Annotated in this window: 15 protein-coding genes; 4 read left to right on the forward strand and 11 right to left on the reverse strand. The window is 48.5% G+C overall.

The window, feature by feature from the left end:
* Window positions 1-19 precede the first annotated feature (19 nt).
* From ACJJIK_RS03715 to ACJJIK_RS03725, 3 genes are read left to right on the forward strand one after another with little or no spacing between them, the layout of a single operon-like run.
* On the forward strand, window positions 20-1,240 hold the full coding sequence (locus ACJJIK_RS03715; protein ID WP_444944248.1) for an argininosuccinate synthase-related protein: 1,221 nt from the start codon (window positions 20-22) through the stop codon (window positions 1,238-1,240).
* 10 nt (window positions 1,241-1,250) lie between these two features.
* Complete coding sequence (locus tag ACJJIK_RS03720) at window positions 1,251-2,003, forward strand: 2OG-Fe dioxygenase family protein (protein WP_444944249.1); 753 nt, start codon at window positions 1,251-1,253, stop codon at window positions 2,001-2,003.
* Window positions 2,000-2,917 (forward strand): DMT family transporter, encoded by a 918-nt coding sequence (locus ACJJIK_RS03725; protein WP_444944250.1) that lies wholly within the window; start codon window positions 2,000-2,002, stop codon window positions 2,915-2,917. Before ACJJIK_RS03720 ends, ACJJIK_RS03725 begins: the two co-directional genes overlap by 4 nt.
* Window positions 2,918-3,004: 87 nt before the next feature.
* On the opposite strand, the gene ACJJIK_RS03730 is transcribed toward ACJJIK_RS03725, so the two are convergent.
* The 7 genes from ACJJIK_RS03730 to ACJJIK_RS03760 form a co-directional block, all read right to left on the reverse strand.
* Window positions 3,005-3,379 (reverse strand): DJ-1/PfpI family protein, encoded by a 375-nt coding sequence (locus tag ACJJIK_RS03730; RefSeq protein WP_444945034.1) that lies wholly within the window; start codon window positions 3,377-3,379, stop codon window positions 3,005-3,007.
* A 454-nt stretch (window positions 3,380-3,833) separates the two neighbouring features.
* Window positions 3,834-4,718: a homocysteine S-methyltransferase family protein gene (locus ACJJIK_RS03735; protein ID WP_444944251.1), complete on the reverse strand. Its 885-nt coding sequence runs from the start codon at window positions 4,716-4,718 to the stop codon at window positions 3,834-3,836.
* Between the two features lie 725 nt (window positions 4,719-5,443).
* On the reverse strand, window positions 5,444-5,869 hold the full coding sequence (locus tag ACJJIK_RS03740; protein WP_444931101.1) for a hypothetical protein: 426 nt from the start codon (window positions 5,867-5,869) through the stop codon (window positions 5,444-5,446).
* A 458-nt stretch (window positions 5,870-6,327) separates the two neighbouring features.
* Window positions 6,328-7,716, reverse strand: a complete 1,389-nt coding sequence (dbpA, locus tag ACJJIK_RS03745; RefSeq protein ID WP_444931100.1) for an ATP-dependent RNA helicase DbpA — start codon at window positions 7,714-7,716, stop codon at window positions 6,328-6,330.
* Window positions 7,717-7,968: 252 nt separating this feature from the next.
* The gene (locus ACJJIK_RS03750) at window positions 7,969-11,103 is read right to left on the reverse strand and encodes an efflux RND transporter permease subunit (protein ID WP_444944252.1); all 3,135 of its coding nucleotides are present in this window, start codon (window positions 11,101-11,103) and stop codon (window positions 7,969-7,971) included.
* A complete protein-coding gene (locus ACJJIK_RS03755; protein ID WP_444944253.1) occupies window positions 11,097-12,626 on the reverse strand; it encodes an efflux RND transporter periplasmic adaptor subunit in 1,530 nt (509 codons plus the stop codon). Before ACJJIK_RS03755 ends, ACJJIK_RS03750 begins: the two co-directional genes overlap by 7 nt.
* Window positions 12,627-12,812: 186 nt before the next feature.
* The gene (locus tag ACJJIK_RS03760) at window positions 12,813-13,235 is read right to left on the reverse strand and encodes a hypothetical protein (RefSeq protein ID WP_444944254.1); all 423 of its coding nucleotides are present in this window, start codon (window positions 13,233-13,235) and stop codon (window positions 12,813-12,815) included.
* Window positions 13,236-13,932: 697 nt separating this feature from the next.
* Between ACJJIK_RS03760 and ACJJIK_RS03765 the strand changes: the two genes are divergently transcribed.
* Window positions 13,933-14,490: a hypothetical protein gene (locus ACJJIK_RS03765; protein ID WP_444931096.1), complete on the forward strand. Its 558-nt coding sequence runs from the start codon at window positions 13,933-13,935 to the stop codon at window positions 14,488-14,490.
* Between the two features lie 225 nt (window positions 14,491-14,715).
* On the opposite strand, the gene ACJJIK_RS03770 is transcribed toward ACJJIK_RS03765, so the two are convergent.
* From ACJJIK_RS03770 to ACJJIK_RS03785, 4 genes are all read right to left on the reverse strand, one after another.
* Window positions 14,716-15,702 carry a zinc-dependent alcohol dehydrogenase family protein gene (locus ACJJIK_RS03770; RefSeq protein ID WP_444944255.1) on the reverse strand — a complete coding sequence of 329 codons (987 nt, stop codon included), beginning with the start codon at window positions 15,700-15,702 and terminating at the stop codon, window positions 14,716-14,718.
* Window positions 15,703-15,803: 101 nt separating this feature from the next.
* Complete coding sequence (locus ACJJIK_RS03775) at window positions 15,804-16,649, reverse strand: enoyl-CoA hydratase/isomerase family protein (RefSeq protein ID WP_444931094.1); 846 nt, start codon at window positions 16,647-16,649, stop codon at window positions 15,804-15,806.
* 63 nt (window positions 16,650-16,712) lie between these two features.
* Window positions 16,713-17,534 carry an SDR family NAD(P)-dependent oxidoreductase gene (locus ACJJIK_RS03780; protein ID WP_444944256.1) on the reverse strand — a complete coding sequence of 274 codons (822 nt, stop codon included), beginning with the start codon at window positions 17,532-17,534 and terminating at the stop codon, window positions 16,713-16,715.
* Between the two features lie 3 nt (window positions 17,535-17,537).
* Entirely contained in the window at window positions 17,538-18,506 is a 969-nt protein-coding gene (locus ACJJIK_RS03785; RefSeq protein ID WP_444944257.1) for an LLM class oxidoreductase, read from the reverse strand.
* Window positions 18,507-18,609 lie beyond the last annotated feature (103 nt).

The following is an 18,609-nucleotide window of genomic DNA, read 5'->3' on the forward strand; positions in this document are numbered from 1 at the left end:
GTGTACAGGGAATTTACACGTGAAGAAAATTAGAAGTATTGAGGATGTCAAGCAGCTATCGGGAGAAGTAGGCCACATCTTAACACTGTTTAGTGGTGGTCTGGATAGCACGTACATTTTAGAAATTCTCAAAGATATGGATGTTAAGGTCACTGCGTTGGCAATTGATATGGGGGATGGCATTGATGTCTCATTTCTAAACCATATTGCTGATCATTACGGTATTGATTTGATTATTGAAGATGGACGTCAGTCATTTATTGACCATTCCATTTTTACAGCAGTACAAGCGCAAGCCCTCTATATGGGTGATTACCCTGTAAGCTCTTCATTATCACGTCCAGTTATAGTGAAGCATGCTGTTTTGGTAGCCGAGCGCCTTCAGTGTGACGCTATCGTGCATACAGCAAACCAATCACAGAATAGTTTACGGCGACTTAATGGGGCGTTAGAGCGAAGTGGGTTTAATGGTTACTACGGGTCTCCATATGAATATTCGGCCATTTCCCGCGATAAAAAAATTGCCGGATTATCCATTTCCGGGCTGTTTGAATTTAAAGGTAGAAATGTAAGTGGCGATTCGAATTTGTGGTGTCGCGAATTTGAATCCGGTATTTTAGATAACCCTGAAGATTTTAATTTGTGTGAATCACTATTCCATTGGTCACTGTGGAACCCGGAGCAACAGCTGACTGATCAAAATCATCGGTTATCAATAACTTTTCGTCGAGGAGTGCCGATAAAAGTAAATGGTGAAACTATGAGCCTACTGAAAATGATAATGTTCTTAAATCAGCATGTTGGAAGCTACCAGATTGGACGCTACATAGGCTTTGATCACCTTGAATATGACGAAAAAGTGTTGGAAGTTCGCGAGGCTCCAGCTGCACACGCTTTAATGGCAGCTTATCGCCACCTTGAAGTTGCTATTTTAGAAACAGAAGTTTTAAGAGCTAAATCGGCCCAGAGTCTCGCTTGGACCAACGAGGCTGTAGAGGGTAGGTGGGGTAGTATGCTTCAACAGGCAGCCCGGGCATTTATTTGCCATACAGCAGAAGCGATAACTGGAACAGTAGTTTTCTCTTTGTCGAAAGGTCAAATGTTAATGAGCGGGATTTATGCAGATAATCCTCGATACCTTAAAGATCGTGACGCATGGGAGACTCAAATTGCGCATGAGCGCAGCCAGCGTTCTTTAGTGCTTGATGAGCAAAGAGTAGACGTCGCCGTTAGTGCGTAAGGATAAAAGAATGAGTGAATCTACAAAAAGAAAGTTAGCTTCTATTTTTGAAGAGGATATAAGGTCCCTGAAACATAATCATTTTACAATGATTGAGGGAGGCTACATGCGCTCAATGTTGGGTTGCTCTATAGAAGAGGAGCATAAATTCGCGGAACAATGGGATGAGCTTACTGTAGATAAGTATATGGGAGATGGTGGGAAATATCGATTTCGTCGATATGGACAATTTGTGAAGGCTGCGAAATCAAGTTTCCTACAGTTGTTACCCCATGAGCCATATGTGCAGAGTAAGGAGATTAATTACTTAAATGGCGGTATAGAAAGAATATTTGATCCACTTACAGAATTCTTTGTCCAATCACCAGTATTAGAGCGAACGCTACTACTATTGGCCGATCTTTATGATAAAACCTTAGGCTGTAAAAATGACTGGAATATACGTTTGCATCCTTACCGCGTTCGAACTACCCCAAATCAACTTGGACTGCCTGCTCCCGAAGGGTTGCATAGAGATGGCGTTACATTCATAGCGTCAATGATGCTGCAGCGTATCAATGCTATAGGGGGAGTGACTACATTAACTGACAATAAACGCAAGAGGTTGGCATCAATTGAGCTTAAAAACCGTTTCGATATTGTTCTTGCAAATGATGCTGAAACATTGCATGACGTAAGTTCAGTTATGCCGGCTAGTACCTCTGGCTCAGGTTACCGGGACGTATTAGTCATCGCATTTACTTTGCTGGACAGTCAACTATGAATACAACACGATTAACTTGGATTGCCCGTGTAGGTTTTCCTTGGACAGAGCTGTCACTATTGTTGGTGGCTGTGTTTTGGGGGACAAGCTATGGCCTTACAAAGAGTGCACTCGTGTTCACCAGTGTATTTATGTTCTTGGCAATCCGGTTTCTGCTGACTTTTTTGGTTCTGTTGATGCCAACTTTACAAGATTTCAAGAGCGGACGAAATCGTGATTGGAAAGCTGCGCTTCCAACAGGCACTATACTGTTATTGATTTTCTGTTGTGAGGTGTTTGGTGTTTCACAAACAACTGCAACTAACGCTGCTGTGCTTATCAGCTTGTCCGCGATCTTCACTGTTTTTGTGGAAGCTTGGGTTAATAAGAAGAGGGTCAGTGCTGTTTATTTGGGGTTTGCTTTAGTAAGTGTTGTGGGTGTTGCGCTATTAACACTTGAAGGGTCCTTTTCAGTGTTTTCAAATTTTGGTGATCTACTCATTCTGGCAGCAGCTCTATTGCGGGCTTTAATGGTAACAGCAACCAAGTATTTCACAGAGGGAAAGAAAATAACAACCCTGAGTTTAACTGCATTACAGTCATTAGTGGTCGGGCTTGGCGCATTATTTGTTGTGTTGGCTAGGTATAAAATGAACTTGACAAGCTTGCTACCAGCTTCAGTCAATTTTTGGTTGATCATTTGTTATCTGGTAATGTTTTGTACGCTATTTGCTTTTTTTGTGCAGAACTATGCAGTTAGAAGATTAGCTCCATCTAAGGTCTCTCTGTTAATGGGAAGTGAGCCATTATTTGGCGCTTTGTTTGCAGTTGTTTGGTTGGGAGAAGAGTTGACGTTGTTGCAGTGGGGGGGGGCTACAGTAATCTTGGTAAGTGTAATGCTAGTGACTTTAAAGAAGACTGAAGGTTCAGCGTAAGTCAGGCTAAATCCAGCTACAAGCACATCACCGCTTAGCAGTGTGTCCGCTGTTCATGAATAGGATTCAAATAGGTATTGAACGAGACTATTTGGGGGGAAGGCAAGCATTAACCGTATCCGCAATTGTCTGCGAACTTTCTTTCCCAAATAAGCATGTGACGAGTTCAGAAGCAAACTCTATAGCGGTACCTGGTGATTGGCTGGCAACTAAGTTCCGGTCGGTCACCACTCCCTGATCACTGATTTCCTTTACATATTGACCAAGTTCGCCACGAAATGTCTTATAGTAAGTAGCTGTAAAATTGGTTATTAACCCTTTCCGGCCAAGAACTATCACTGGAGCGGTACAGATCGCTCCTAACCAGCGGCCCGATTCAAGTTGCTCTCGGATGAGCTTTATTAGAGAGGCTGAGTTATGCATGCGCTCGGCACCTTCCTTTCCGCCAGGGAGGGCTATCAGATCCCAAGTAGTGCCGTTTAACGGACGATCGCCACCTTTAGGGCACCCACGATATCCTCAGGGTGGACCTTTTGCTTCTTATCACCATCGATTTGTAGGGTGGCAATCGGTGTCTGGAAAGGGGATGCTTAATTTGCTGGTCGGTGGCGTTGTATCTGGAGCGGATAGTGGGGCAGATTCACACGAAGCCGCTTGCTCAGCAGCGCAACCGCACTTAATAGCACGGCCGGTCCGGTTGGTATGTACTTCCGGACCTTTGGCGATATCCAGACCGCGAACTGTCACATCGGTGGCCACTAGAATTGAGGCGATCAGGCAATTGTGAGTCTCAGTGTTGCTCCCTTTCCCCTATTCATAATTCCAGCAGCCCAGCTAATGCCGTTTGCAATGATAGCCAATCCAAGAGAGTGGCTGCCCAGGGTAGTCGTAGGCGGAAAGACGCAGGCTAAATTTGTTAGTTGTGATTATTTATGATGTATTCTAGGTGCCTTGCATCAGTGCCGCAGCAGCCGCCCAATATATTGAACCCGCTATTCTGATTTAAGTGAAGCATAAGATTACCCCATTCCGATATGCTGTCGGAGTGCGTTGTTTTGCTGTTTTCTAGTTCATTGTGCGTTAGTGATGAAGCATTGGCTTGTATGCCGATTAGTCTGCCAGGTAATTGACTTGAAGCGTTTAGAAAAGAAGGATGAGAACAATTAATAAAGTACCCAGAAGGTTTAGGCGAAATCTGATGATCAATATGTGAAATTGCTTCTTGAATGGTATGGCCATCTAAAAGGCGACCATCTGAGCCAATGACAAAGCTAATAAAATATGGCTTAGAGTGCTTTGACATTAGAGATGCAATGCCAAGTGCCTCTGGTACAGCTGGTAGGGTTACTCCCATGAGGTAGTCAGCATTAGAGGCTCCGAGCTTATCAATTTGCCAACGATGATAAGAAATAGATTCTTTGTAAGTTAGGCCTTGTTCTGGTTTGTAGCAGTCATTTTTACAGCCGACTAGGCCTCCTACATATACATTTCCCTCTTTTGGCAAGATATTCGAAAGAAAATTAACAGCGTCTTCATTGATAGACGTAGGCGCCTTGGCTAGAGAAACTCTCTCTGAGCTGGCCCTCCATGTGGGAGTTGCAAGCAAAAGAGGGAGTTTTGCATCAATTGCAAGGTTTATGTATTCACTGTAGATTCGTTTAAGGCTTTCAGCACCAGTTTTGCTATAGATTAATTTAGCATGATCGACATGACAGCAAAGGCTTATATCTTTGTTACGCCTGACTCTTTCGAGTATGGCCGCTTCAGTAAGAATCAACTTTTCTGAAAGAATTCCTTGCATGATGCTCTCCGGTGTAAGCTGTCGGACGCCGAAGGCGCGAAGTGAATTGACTTGTTATGAATTACCGCGCACCTTGCTTTTTACTCCAGTTAGCTCCAAGGGTGCGAGATACATTTTCGAGGTTTTTAATATAACTGAAGTGACTAAAAATGTCACCACTACAAAGCCAATTAGATTAAATCTTGCATCTTCTAGAAGCGTCAGAGCCGCTTGAAGTATCAAAAAATATAGGAAGCCCGCTCCAATAATATGCACAAATTTGAACTAGCCACGAACCTTAAAGATAGATACACAGTTCCGGCAGATAAAAGTTGTCGAGAACAATGGAATTTCCAGAGCCCTTCTCTTACACTCTGAGCAAGTTCGTTTAAGTACTCGTAATTTCAACGGATTCATAACAGTGCCAGCTTACCTTGTGCGCACTTTTTGTAAAAAGTGTACAAGATGAGCCGTCCCGCAAGGGACCAAAGGCCCGTAGTAACCTGCTTGTATTTGTTAAGCATGGTTTTCCTCGATCATTCTACGGAGTGAATGGCTACCAGGCTCTTCACCCCACTCTTTGAGTAAAAAACTATTACATTTATCCCATTCAGCCTGCACACCTTGCACCGAAAACGACTGGTTCTGATAAGAAGCTGACCCGATACTCAAAAGAGGGTGGCCAAAAATACTTGACCACTACAGGTGGTGTGGGGCCGGTAGTTAGAAGCTACCGGCTACCCGATTTATATGCTTGACTCACTAATCTCATAAAAACTACACACAACCCTCAAACGACCACCAAAAAAACTGATCTGATGGAGAGTTTTATTTTTAACTTTTTCTATTTTCATGTTTATTGAAGAATGAGGATCATCAAGATCCACCACACTCCAGTTATTTTCATTTTCTTTCACAAAGGCTATAAGGTCCTCTGGATTGTCAGTTGATCCAGAACCAGCTGTATTACTTGGAGCATTGTCCAGCAATATATCAAAGTCCATTTCAAAGATTATATTAGAACATTCCGAAAATTTTACTTCCTTGCGCTTCCCGGTATATCTATCTTCGAATCTCACTATGATTACTGACCCATCTTTACTGTCAGAGGCTAGCTTGGTTTCCACTCCCGCTAATGTATGTTCATAAAATTGATATGGCTCTAGCTTCATATTTAAATCCTAGCCGCACTCATTTAACGTTGCATAAGGAGCATCTTTTAACTCTAGGTGAATATCATTATAAAGAGCAGCTGAGAACTCAACTATATCCTTTAACTTGTCATTGTATTCAGTGTGTTTCATGTGGCGCCGAGTATTCATAACATTTATACAGTAATGATTCTAACCGCAATTATCCTGATTGCTATCTCAGAATCAACTTTTCCAAAAAAATCAAAATATTATTTTAAAATTACTGGGTTTAACTTATTTGTTTCGACCGTGCAAACCGCAGAAAAGATCACTTTGACTACTATCCCATTTCTTATATCACCCTGTAACCCTCTGACTCGCAACCGATTTTTTATATTTCTGGTCGGCTCTCAAAATAACGGTCAGGGTGAACATAAAACCTGAAGATAGCGCAAAAAGGATGATCCCCTGGCGTTGCCAGGGGATACTCACTCAGCTTATCCTCGAATACGCCGCACCCGGAATTTGCGTCCTTTCAACTTCCCGTTCTCAATTTTCTTCAGTGCTTGTGATGCCATATTACGCTTAATCGCGACATAGGCGGTCATATCCAGTACGTTGATCTTGCCAACATCTTTCCCGTTAATCGGGCGCTCGCCGCCGGTCAGCGCGCCGAGGATATCGCCGGGGCGGACTTTCTGTTTCTTGCCGCCGTCGATCTGAAGGGTGGCCATCGGTGCCTGGAACGGGGGTTCGCTCAATATGCTGGCCGGTGGGGGTGTGTCTGGATCGGACAGGGGGTCCTGAGTCAGGTCCATACGCAGCAGTTTGTGGCCTTCCTTTTCGGCAAAGAAGGAGTAAGCACAACCGCGCTCACCGGCACGGCCAGTGCGTCCGATACGGTGGGTGTGAACCTCGGGGTCTTTGGCGATATGAAAGTTGATAACCGCATCCAGCTTGTCGATATCCAGCCCGCGTGCCGCTACATCAGTGGCCACCAGAATAGAGGCGCTGCCATTGGCGAAGCGAATCAGCGTTTCGTTGCGCTGGCGCTGCTCCATATCCCCATGCAGGGCAAGAACATTGAAACCTGCCTGCTTCAGGTCATCGGCGACCTCGTCGGTTTCGCGTTTGGTGTTACAGAAAATCAGGGTGTTGACGGGCTTATCATTTAGAAGAATACGCCGTGTCATCTCCAGGCGATCATCGAAACTCTCGGTTCGGTAGAAGCGCTGTTCGATCACCTCGTCGCTGTGGGCGGAATCCACTTTAACCATCACCGGTTTTTGCATCACTCGGGCACTGAGCTGCTCGATTTCATCGGGATAGGTGGCGCTAAATAGTAGCGACTGTCGCCCGGCTGGCACCTGCGCCAGAATGGTGTCGATAACGTCCTGAAACCCCATATCGAGCATCCGGTCGGCTTCGTCAAAGACCAGCGTATCGACATGCTCAAGGGACAGGGTTCCTTTGCGCAAGTGTTCCTCTATGCGCCCGGGGGTGCCAACGATGATATGGGCCCCATGTGCGAGGGAACCGATCTGTGGGCCAAAGGGCATACCGCCGCAGAGAGTCAAAATCTTTATGTTGTGAATTGCTCGTGCCAGTCGGCGCAGCTCCTGGGCAACCTGATCGGCCAGTTCCCGGGTCGGACACAAAATTAGCGATTGAATTCGAAATCGGCTGACATTGAGCCGGTGCAGCACCCCCAAACCGAAGGCTGCGGTTTTGCCGGAGCCGGTCTTGGCCTGGGCGATAACGTCCTTACCTTCAAGGATAATCGGGAGCGTCTTGGCCTGGACCTCGGTCATGGATTTGTAGTTGAGTGACGCCAGGTTTTTCAGCAGGGCGGGGTTTAGGGGCAGATCGGTAAAAGGTGTGGTCAAGGTGAATCCTGGAGTCGTTAAATGTCAAATACACGTATCACACAACTGACTAGCAAAATGGATTTCACCTTCGTAGCCGTTGTTATCACTGCAATTTTGCAATCTGGGTAATACAAATTTCGGCTGGAATTTTAACAGTTAACCCTTGAGAAGCCTATGAATCCGCTTTCCCAGCCCTAGGTGCTCTTACCTGGAGTGCTGTTTAATAAGAGGCACCGGGCAAAATATACCCAGTGCCCTCACTTTCTGATCTCAGCTCTGGTTACCTTCGCGAGCCTTCCACTGATAAAACACTCCGGGCATTACGAACAACACAAATAATAGTGTGGTTATGGTGCCGCCCACCATCGGGGCTGCAATCCGTTTCATCACGTCTGCGCCGCTGCCGTCGGAAACCATCACGGGTATCAATGAAATTAATAGTGTCAGGCTGGTCATTAGCATTGGGCGAATACGGCCAGCTGCCGCTTGGGCAACGGTTACAGTATTGCGGTGCTCCGATTTACCTCCGGCGGCGGATAAGTAGTGCAGCATCAGTAGGCCCATCTCTGCGGCGAGGCCAGCCATGGCAATCATGCCGACCCAGACAGCGACGCTCAGTTTGTAGTCGAGCAGGTACAACAGCCAGAAGGCGCCGATCAGTGCCATTGGCATGGCGGTGAGTACAAACAGGGTGTCGGATAGCCTACCTCGATGCAGATACAGCAGGAAGCACACAGCCAGCAAGGTTAGAGGTACTAACCATTGCAGGCGGGACTTGGCGCGCTCCAGATATTGGTATTGGCCGGCCCAGGCGATTCGCTGGCCTGGAACCAGATTAACCTGGTCGGCGACAACCTGTTTTGCGCGGCTAACATAATCGGCAACGCCGACGTCGCCCTTCAAGTCGACAAATACCAAGCCCACTAACTGCCCATCTTCATTGCGAATCATCGGGGGGCCGGTGCGAAAATCCAAATCGGCCAGCTGGTTTAGGGGCACCTGGGAGCCATCAGAGGCGGGGACCAGGATTTGCTCCAGCTGTTCGGGGGTGTCCCGGTAGTCGCGGGCATAGCGTACCAGTACGTCGTAACGTTCGCGCCCTTCGATGGTTTGGGTGGCCGCCAGGCCTCCGGCTGCTGCGGCAATCACATCCTCGATATCCTGTACATTTAAGCCGTGGCGGGAGGCCCGCGCGCGATCGATATCAAAGTCCAGGAAGTAGCCTCCGGTTAGGCGTTCGGCAAAGACGCTTCGGGTGTGCCCTGCGGTGCGTTGGTCACTGCGCAGTGCTTCTTCGATAGCCAAAGCCGTCTGTTCGATTTCTGCCAGGTTATCTCCAAACACTTTAATGCCGAGTTGGCTGCGAATGCCGGTAGCGAGCATCTCGGTGCGGGTTTGGATGGGCATCCACCAAATATTGGGCATACCGGGATAGCGCAGTTGTTCATCCATTTCCGCCAGTAGCTCATCCCAAGTCATACCGGGGCGCCACTCACTTTTCGGCTTTAGAGTGATGACTGTTTCTACCATTGAGAGCGGTGCCGGATCGGTGGCGCTATTGGAGCGGCCAATCTTGCCAAATACCCGTTCCACTTCGGGAAAGCTCTTTAGCTCCGTATCCATTTGTTGCAGAACCTTACCCGCTTCGGTAACTGACATGCCGGGTAGGGCGGTGGGCATATACAGGATACTGCCCTCGTTGAGCGGCGGCATAAATTCACCGCCCAATTTGCTGATGGGGTAGGCTGCGGACACCAGGGCCATTATCGCGAGCGCGGCTACAACTTTACGTTGACGCACGCAGAAATGAATCACCGGTTGCAACGTATAGATTAAGGTGCGGGATATCGGGTTTTCCCCGCTGCGAATTTTGCTGCGCATCAATAGCACAGCGAGTGCGGGTATCAGGGTGATTGCCAGCAGGGCGGCAAAGGCCATGCTGTAGGTTTTGGTGTAGGCGAGGGGTTTAAATAGGCGGCCCTCGGTAGCTTCCAATGCGAATACCGGCAGGAAGGAAACCGTAATAATAATCAGGGAGAAGAAAATACTCGGCCCCACTTCCTGCATCGCCCGAACGATTAGTGTTCTTCTCTCGCTTGGAGGCAGCGCTTTATCGCCACTGGCTGCCAGCTTTTTGTGGATGTTATCCACCATCACCACAGCCGCATCCACCATAGCGCCAATGGCTACGGCAATACCGCCCAGAGACATAATATTGGCAGTGAGGCCTTGTAGGGACAGTGGAATAAAGGCCAATAAGACGGCGACCGGTAGCGTGATTACTGCCACCAGTGCAGAGCGGGCGTGGAGCAGAAAAATAGCGATCACAGCGGCGACCACTAGCATCTCTTCAATCAGGGTATTTTTGAGATTGTCGATCGCGCTATTAATTAATTGTGAGCGATCGTAGGTTACTACCAGTTCGACGCCTTCCGGTAAGCCCGCGCGGATTTGCTCGATACGCTCCTTGACTCTCTCAATCACTTTGAGGGCATTTTCACCGTAGCGCATCACCACAATGCCACCTACGGTCTGGCCCTCACCGTCCAGTTCGGCAATGCCGCGCTGCATCGCGGGCCCCAGGGTAATATCGGCAACCTGATCCAAAGTTACCGGGATCTTTGCCGCATTGACCCCGATCACCACCTCTTCGAGATCGTCAATGCTGCGGATATAGCCGCGACCCCGCACCATATGTTCGTGGCCTGCGATTTCCAGTACCCGCCCTCCGGTGTCGTTGTTACTGCGCCGGATAGCCTCGACCACTTTGCCCAGCGGAACCTTAAACATCTGCAAGCGATGGGGGTCGATTTGGACCTGGTACTCCTTTTCGTAGCCGCCAATGGAGGCGACTTCGGCAACGCCCTCGACAGAAGTGAGCCAATAGCGCAACTTGAAATCCTGTAACGCGCGCAGTTCTTGCAGGTCGTTGTTACCGCTTCGATCAATAAGTGCGTACTGGAATACCCAGCCGACTCCGGTGGCATCTGGGCCAAGCTTTGGTTGAACGCCTTCCGGGAGCTGGTCGGCTACCTGGTTGAGGTACTCCAGAACCCGTGAGCGGGCCCAGTAAATATCCGTGCCGTCTTCAAAGATGGCGTAGACAAAGCTGAGACCAAAAAAGCTCTGGCCCCGCACATATTTGACTTTGGGCAGCCCTAACATTGCGGTGGAAAGCGGGTAGGTGATTTGATCTTCGACCAGGTCAGGGCTTCGCCCCGGCCAGTCTGTCATCACAATCACCTGGGCGTCAGACAGGTCCGGAATAGCATCCAGGGGGACACTGGTTAGCGCCCGGTATCCCGCCAGGGCGGCGATCGCCACAAGGATCAAAGTGATCCCCGGCTTACCGGCACAGGCCGCAATAATTCGGGCAATCAGCCCTTTGGGTTCGGAATTTACCACTGCTGCACCCCCGATTTTAGGCGGCTCTCTGCCGCGATCAGGAATACTCCAGAGATGACAATCTTATCGCCGGCCTGGAGGCCAGAACGAATAACAATTCGCTCGCTGTCACCGTAGCCGGTGCGTACCTGTACTGGCTCCAGACGGCCCTGGCCCAGGTCGCGGAAGACGATACGCTTCTTGCCGGAAATCAGTACTGAATCCCTTGGCACTACCAAAAGGTTCCCGAGTTTGGCTCTTAACATAATGTCCGCAAACAGCCCCGGGCGCAGTTCACCATCGGTATTGGGGAGAGTCACCCGCAGCCGTGCACTGCGGTTGCTGTGGTTAAGAAAGGGGTCAATCTGGCTGAGGGTGGCCGGGATTTCCTCGTGATAGACGTTGGTTAAGCGCACCTTGGCCGGCATACCTTTCTCTATTAGCGGCAGCTGATCTTCGTAGGCGTGGGCTTCAATCCACACCTGGCTGAGGTCGGCAATACGCAGGAGGTTGTCGCCCTTTTCGAATGCTGAGCCCGCAACGATATTTTTCTCAATAATCACACCGCTGGCGGGGGCAAAAATCGGGATATAGTCCTGCGCTTTTTGCTGTTCAACCAGCCAATCGATTTGCTCTTCAGATAGGCCCCACAAGAGCAGGCGTCTTCGTGCCGCCTTCTCCAGGGTATCGCCACGGCGGCGCGCTTTTAGATACTCATCTTGAACTGCGAGCAGTTCAGGGCTGTATACGGAGAACAGGACTTCGCCGCGTTCAACTTGCTTGCCTTCAAAGTCTGCATCCAGCTCACCAATCCAGCCGTCGAAGCGCAGGCTGATATCCCGCAAGCGGGTTTCGTCGTAGGTGACCTGGCCGTGTAGGTGAATGGGTAGAGCGAAAGGTTGCCGCTCGACGATACCGGTTTTGATACCAATGGCCTGGCGCCGGCTGCTATCCACGACGATGCTGCCACTTTGCAGCTCATCGTGGCTCACCGGTTGCAGATTCATACCGCAAATAGGGCAACTACCGGCCTCGGCAGCTCTGACCGAGGGGTGCATCGAGCAGGTGTAGTAGGCGGTTTCAGAAGCCTCGGGGGCGGACTTCAGGCGCAGGCCTTTGCGATTGGTGCTCATATCAAAGGCCAAATCAACATGTTTATCGTGGCCTGTCGCTACGTCTACCACCATGGGCCAGGAGCCCACCATTGAAAGCTCTATTTCACCGATAAAAATACCGGGGCTGGATTCGCTGATATCCGCTACAGCACGCATAGCTGGCATGGCTCCCATGGCGGGCATCTCGGCGACTGCGCGAACTTCAGCTCCAGTTACCGGCTTATTCTCAGTATTGCGAACCTCAATCCGAATCTGGTTTACGCCGACTTGTGGTTGCTGAGGGTCGACGGAGACGGCGATTTGGAAGGGGCCCGTCTGCACAAAATCGACCTCTGCTTGCGCGGTGGTTTTTTTCCAGTAAAAGGCCGCCCCGGCAGTCGTCAACAACAGGGTAATAGCGATGAGGATCAATGTTTTTGGCTGGGTCATAGCGCGGGCTCCCGATAGAAGGTAAGGGGCGCTTGCACGCAATACGCATGATTTACGAGCTGGCTACCAATAGCAGCTGTAACTTGTTGGGTAGTCAAAAGGTTCACTCCTAGAACAATCTTTCTGAAGCCCGCCAGCAACGTTGGGCAGGGGGCATATTTCGCTAATCAGAGAGATGGGGAGTGATCAAATACGCAGGCGCAGGGTGGCCAGCCAGGTTCGGTTGCCGGGGTGGAAATCCGTTGTAGTGAGGGGAAGTTCGCGGGTATTGGCAGGTGGAGCCAGAATTTGTGGCCACTGGTAAGTGGGTGGCGGCGCCAACTGAAGAAGTTCCAGGTTCAGGTGTGCTGCGGTGAGGGCAACTTGATGGTCATCAAGGGAGGTCTTCAGGGAGACCTGGGCATCATAGCTACAGCAGTTTTCATCTTCAGGGTCCGTCCCCTTAGCCATATCATCGCAGCAACACTCCGCTGCTGGCTCAGGGGCCTCCATCATTTCGCAGGCGAGCACGGTCTGCACCTGCAATATCAGCAGGAGCAGGGCCGCCATGGCTATCAGCTTGGCGCGAAATGTAGAGGAGTAGCTTTTCATCACGATTAAATCATACACCAGAGGCCGCTTGTCCGACAAAGATTGCTTTTGCTATATGAGCCATCGAGCTGGGGCTTTCTTTGGTCGCAATTACGGCATCTGTTCACGTCAAGCTTGAGTAACAAAAGTCCTCTTGGTGTGAAATTCATCTGGGGAATCACCCTGAGAGAAGGGCGTCACTTAATCTGCTTAGGTACCCATTCTGTCGCCTATTGGTAAAGTTGTGGGTTGGGTTTTATGAACCTGGTATGGGGGTGGCTAAGGCCCAAAGCTGGATTTTCTACAAAAAGAAGAAAGTGACTGAGTAAGTAGGATTTTGCAGAGTAGTTAAGATGTCTCCATTATCTATACCCGGTTTAGAAATAGTACAGATATGCTTACCCATATAGTGGAAACTGATTGGACGATAGGTCTTTTCAGTCTATTCGTTAGTGATGATTAGGAAGCTTTACTGAGATATGGTTTATTCAAAGCTTCTACAGCGATAGGGTGCGATAGTTACAATCTGAGACGGGCAATTAAAGCATGGGTGGGGGAGCCTTTGCGGAAACAGCAATAGGACGGCTCCTTAACTCCCGGGTTGATTCAGCTGTAAATAAATGTAGCTATCCTTCCGATCAATGTGCCTACAATAATTCTTTATTATACTTATATTAAGGTATTTATCGTCATAATCGACCGCGTGGCATGGTCTTCACTTTAAATGGTGGGTGCAATGACTGTAACAAGGATTTGTTGTTGGCTTGTCGCGCTCTTCTATTCTTTATCCCTTGTGGCGGATGAATACATTATTCAGAGCGAGGACTATGACCCCTTTACCCAGATGACAGAACTCTGGCTGAAAGGTGATATCTCCAAGCTACAGATAAGAGATTTGGCACTACAAGGTCGCTATCAAAACGACTCCGTAGCCAACAGTGCCCATGTTTCCTTTTTTCTTGATGAAATGCATGTGGTTGCTAGGGGTAGTTCTGTATCGGGTCGCTCGGCTCAGGTATCAATTCAAGTTGACGAGTCAATTTTTGATTTGGATTATGATCTGGTGTCTATGCATATGATGATTAATGGACATGGACATGGCCTGTCGAGCAAACAGAAATTTCTTTTGGTGGCATTTATGTATCGCCTGGCAGCAGAGGGCTGGAGTAAGTCCTCCGGGGCCGATGAAATGGAGAAGCACCTTATTTATCGAACACTCAATTACTTATCTGAAATGCCGCCGAACTATAAAATGTGGGTGGTTGCCAAGGAAATACACTATCCCCTTCATTAGGTTTTTAAGTTTAAGCTTGAATGGCTACGGTAATTCTTCTTTGGATTTGACCACAATAGATCGTACCCACCAAGGCAAGAAATATTGTGGCCGAGCACCAATGGCAACCCTTAAAGAGGGTAAAATATCAGAAAGGGCATAAATAATTCAGTGTAAACGAAACTTAGTCTTACATAAATATTCCTGAAAACTGGTAGCTGTTAATTCAAACTTGAGTTACTACAGTTAAACACTCACAACTATTTTTCCCATGGCTTTCCCGCTTGCCAGCCGTTCATGCGCTTTGCCGATATCAGCCAAATCATATAAGGTTTCGTCAAGTACAGGCTTGAGATCCCCAGCTTCAGCAATGGTTTTTAGTGCGGTCAAAATACGCCCATGTTCCTCTCGGTGATAGTTGTGCAGCATTGGGATTAGCATAAATATGACATGTAGAGATAAGCCTTTGAAGTGAGCGGGTGTTAGGTCAAGCTCTATCATAGAGACCGTCGTAGCGACTTGGCCATTGAGCCGTGCAGCCTCAAAAGAGTTTGCCATATTTGCACCACCGACTGAGTCGAATACTATATCGAAGCCCGCTCCGTTGGTGTGTTTTTGCACATAGGATTCGACGGATTCAGTCCGGTAGTTAATAGGCGTTGCCCCCAGCCGTTCAATTAAAGCCATTTGCGGATCGCCAGAACCCGTTGAATAGACCTTCGCACCAAAGTGGCGTGCCAGTTGTATCGCCACATGGCCGACACCGCCTGAGCCACCATGGACAAGAACATTTTGTCCAGGCTTAACCCCTGCACGCTGGAGACCTTCGTAGGCTGTAATACCTACTAATGGCAAAGCTGCCGCTTCACGCATAGTCAGATTCTTGGGTTTCAGGGCAACCAGGTTGGCATCTGCAACAATATACTCGGTCAGTGTTCCCGGTAAATCAGCCAGCCCGCCTGCGCAGCCGTAGACTTCATCGCCGACTTGATAACCGGTCACATCTTCACCAACCTCTTCGACAACGCCGGCGAAATCCATACCCAATAATGCCGGTGCTTGGGGTGAAAGGGGGAGCTTAGCTCCCATTTGCCGAATCATGGTATCTACGATATTGACGCTGGTTGCAGAAATTTTTACCAGCAGATGCCCGGTTTTAATGGTCGGCTTGGGTAACTCAACGGCTTCGAATACGTCTGGATCACCAAAGGTATTTACGATCATTGCTCTCATTGTGATTCTCGCAAAAGTATATTTCTTACTCGGCTTGGCCGAACTGTTGAAGGTAGGCCGGACGTCGCCGTCTATAAATTGAGCGATACCCGCCGGGACGTTTAGTTTATTTTTTGTACATCCATCACCAGTTCACTCCAGTTCCGCTGGTTTTTAATATCGTGCTCCAAGCCCTGTTCATCTGCGATAGAAAAGCGCTTCAGGGCAGGTGTTTTACTGGTTGCCTGATACAACCAATAGGCTTCTGCTTTTAGCGCTTCATCAATAGGTTTATCGATAGATTCATAGACCGCTTGCTTGCAGGCATTGATGGATTCTGCCGGGAACTGGGCAATTCTCTTTGCCAGATTATCGACATACTCGCCAATTTCATCTGGGTCGAGAGCCTTGTTGATGGTGCCGAGCCGTTCTGCTTCGTCCGCATCGAAGTCACGGGCGCTGAGAATAATTTCCAGTGCTTTGCCCAGTCCTGTCTGGCGAGCCATCCTTGACGCTCCACCACCACAGGGTAGGATGCCCATCCCCACTTCCATTTGCATAAATTTAAATTTGCCACGGGCGGCGAAGCGCATATCGAGCGCGAGAGCCAGTTCATGGCCACCGCCCCGGGCGAAGCCCTCTAATTTGGCGATGGTTGCCTGGGGCACCTTGCTCATACGCTCACAGATAGCCTGCAAATCCAGAAGCTGTGCTTCTTCGCGAGATACAGCTTCATCGGACATATCTTTTAATAGCTCAGTATCGTAATGGCACACCCAGATTTCTGGATTGGCTGACTGAAATACCACCACTTTGGTTTCCCGATCTCGCTCCAGCCGCATCGCCAGGCTGTTTAAGTCGGCTAACATTTCCTGCCCTTGAACGTTCACCGGACCAAAGTCAAAGGTTACAGTTAGGATTCCATTGCCCTGTTTAGTCGTAAAGGTGGTAAAACCTTCGTATTTCATGGTGACTTCCTTTTAGTTGAGTGAAGTTAACCGCGCTAGCCTATTGGTAGGCTAAGACTGGTTTTAAGCGTTATTCTCAATACCGAATTTGTTGAGAATGTTTTCAATCTCAACGGTGAGTGCTTTTCTCTTTTTCTCGTCTAGTGCATCTGGGTGTGGTTGAGACCAGTTGCCTAAATCGTTGTCAAAATATTTGCTGCTAGCGTTTGAAAATTCATCATCGAGTGCCGCTCGAACCAATATATTGGCACCGATACTGAGGTCTTTTCCCTGTGTGCCGTAAGCATCTTTCACCATCTTGCTACCCAGAAATGATGCCGGGTTGATTGCAATAAATGACGGAGCTTTGTCCCCAAGTATCTGTGCGAGTTGAAAAGTCCACATAGTGAGAGCCAGCTTACTTTGCGCATAGGCGTCGCTGTCAGATAATGATTGGTGACCTTTGAATGCCTCAAGATTTACAGCTGCTTGCGCCGCAGAGGATAGGTTGATGATGCGGCCTTCGCTATTAAATAGTGGCAACAACTGTTTCGTTAACAAATAGGGAGCAATGACGTTTACGATAAATCGGACGTCGTAACCGCTATCGGTTGTTGAATTTTGCAGTTTAAATACACCGGCATTATTAATAAGGATATCAATATTGGAATGGCGCTCGCTTATTTGGGAGGCGAGCGCTATTACTTCAGATAAATCGGATAAATCTGCTCGAAATATCTCTATATGTGCTTCGGCAAAGTTTTTCTTTATGACCTCTCTTGCATTCTCAAGTTTCGTATCGCTGCGGCCATGCAAGAGTAAACTATGACCTTTTGCGGCAAGTAGCTTTGCGGTTTCTAGGCCGATACCGTCAGTACCGCCGGTCAATAAAATGGTTTTTGGCATTTGTTAGTCCTTTCCATGAAAATGTGGGAGAATTATGTCTGAAATTTTTCTCAGGGTTTCCTCGATATTTTCCTTATTAAATCGGAGATTCAGAGCAATATGGTTAACCCCAATCTCTTCTCGCGACTTTAGATATTCGTATAATTGATTAATACCGAGTCGATATCCCAGGTGTATGGGTTGCGGTAGGGCATCTGGATCATGGGTTATATCAATATAGAGAGGCTCCATAACCGGCTTACTCTCACTAGCGTTATTCCTCAAGTGGCTAATAAAGTGCTCTTGTATGGCAGCTGGCTGGGGGAAGGTAATCCAACCATCTCCGTTATTGGCTAACCAATCAGGTGACTGCTGAGAGGAACCGGTTATCAGTAGTGGTAGATGTGCCTCTGTCGGCTTGGGCAACATATCCAGGTCGCCGCAAACTGCTCCAAAGGCGTTTTGAAACTGAGGGTGGCTCTCTGCTAAATGGCGAATGTATTGATAACTCTCTCGAAATCGTTGTCCTCTCTCGGAGTATGAAATATTCATTGCGGGGTACTCTTCTGGACGATCCCCGCTGGCGATCCCAAGAATTAGACGCCCGCCACAGAGTTGGTCAACAGAAGCTGCCGCTTTTGCTGTGTGGGCTGGGTGGCGCAAGGGCAGAATAATACTGGCTACGCCGAGGGCGATTTTTGTTGTCTTACCTGCAAGGAGCCCGAGATAAACGAATGGATCAAAGATTTGGCCGGCATCGCCAAATGAAGGCACATTGAATGGAACGTCCCTTAGCCAAATCGCGCCAAACCCCAGCCTCTCTGCGAGTTGAACCCGCTCAATATGATTGAGCAATGTTGGGGCCGTGTTCATGCTGTAGTTTTCAATGGGAGCCACAAGACCAATGGAAAGTTGGTCCGCTTTGAATATGGCGTTGTAACCGTTATTGAGACGAGGGAAGCCGCTGTATCGATCTCTGTAGCTGGAGTGCAAGGCGATACCCCCTATACAGCACTGGTAGAGGGTAATGGGTTGTCAAAATCGCTGTTAAGGCACTGTGACGGATATCTGTTTGCACCGCCGTTTAGCAATAGTC

The sequence above is a fragment of the Microbulbifer regidiadema (SeqCode) genome (genome assembly GCF_052466995.1).

What these genes read in the sequence shown, in the direction of transcription:
- ACJJIK_RS03765 (WP_444931096.1), top strand. Translation starts at nt 13,933, where the DNA reads ATGACTGTAACAAGGATTTGTTGTTGGCTTGTCGCGCTCTTCTATTCT.
- ACJJIK_RS03740 (WP_444931101.1), bottom strand. Translation starts at nt 5,869, where the DNA reads ATGAAGCTAGAGCCATATCAATTTTATGAACATACATTAGCGGGAGTG.
- ACJJIK_RS03775 (WP_444931094.1), bottom strand. Translation starts at nt 16,649, where the DNA reads ATGAAATACGAAGGTTTTACCACCTTTACGACTAAACAGGGCAATGGA.
- ACJJIK_RS03735 (WP_444944251.1), bottom strand. Translation starts at nt 4,718, where the DNA reads ATGCAAGGAATTCTTTCAGAAAAGTTGATTCTTACTGAAGCGGCCATA.
- ACJJIK_RS03720 (WP_444944249.1), top strand. Translation starts at nt 1,251, where the DNA reads ATGAGTGAATCTACAAAAAGAAAGTTAGCTTCTATTTTTGAAGAGGAT.
- ACJJIK_RS03755 (WP_444944253.1), bottom strand. Translation starts at nt 12,626, where the DNA reads ATGACCCAGCCAAAAACATTGATCCTCATCGCTATTACCCTGTTGTTG.
- ACJJIK_RS03770 (WP_444944255.1), bottom strand. Translation starts at nt 15,702, where the DNA reads ATGAGAGCAATGATCGTAAATACCTTTGGTGATCCAGACGTATTCGAA.
- ACJJIK_RS03780 (WP_444944256.1), bottom strand. Translation starts at nt 17,534, where the DNA reads ATGCCAAAAACCATTTTATTGACCGGCGGTACTGACGGTATCGGCCTA.
- ACJJIK_RS03725 (WP_444944250.1), top strand. Translation starts at nt 2,000, where the DNA reads ATGAATACAACACGATTAACTTGGATTGCCCGTGTAGGTTTTCCTTGG.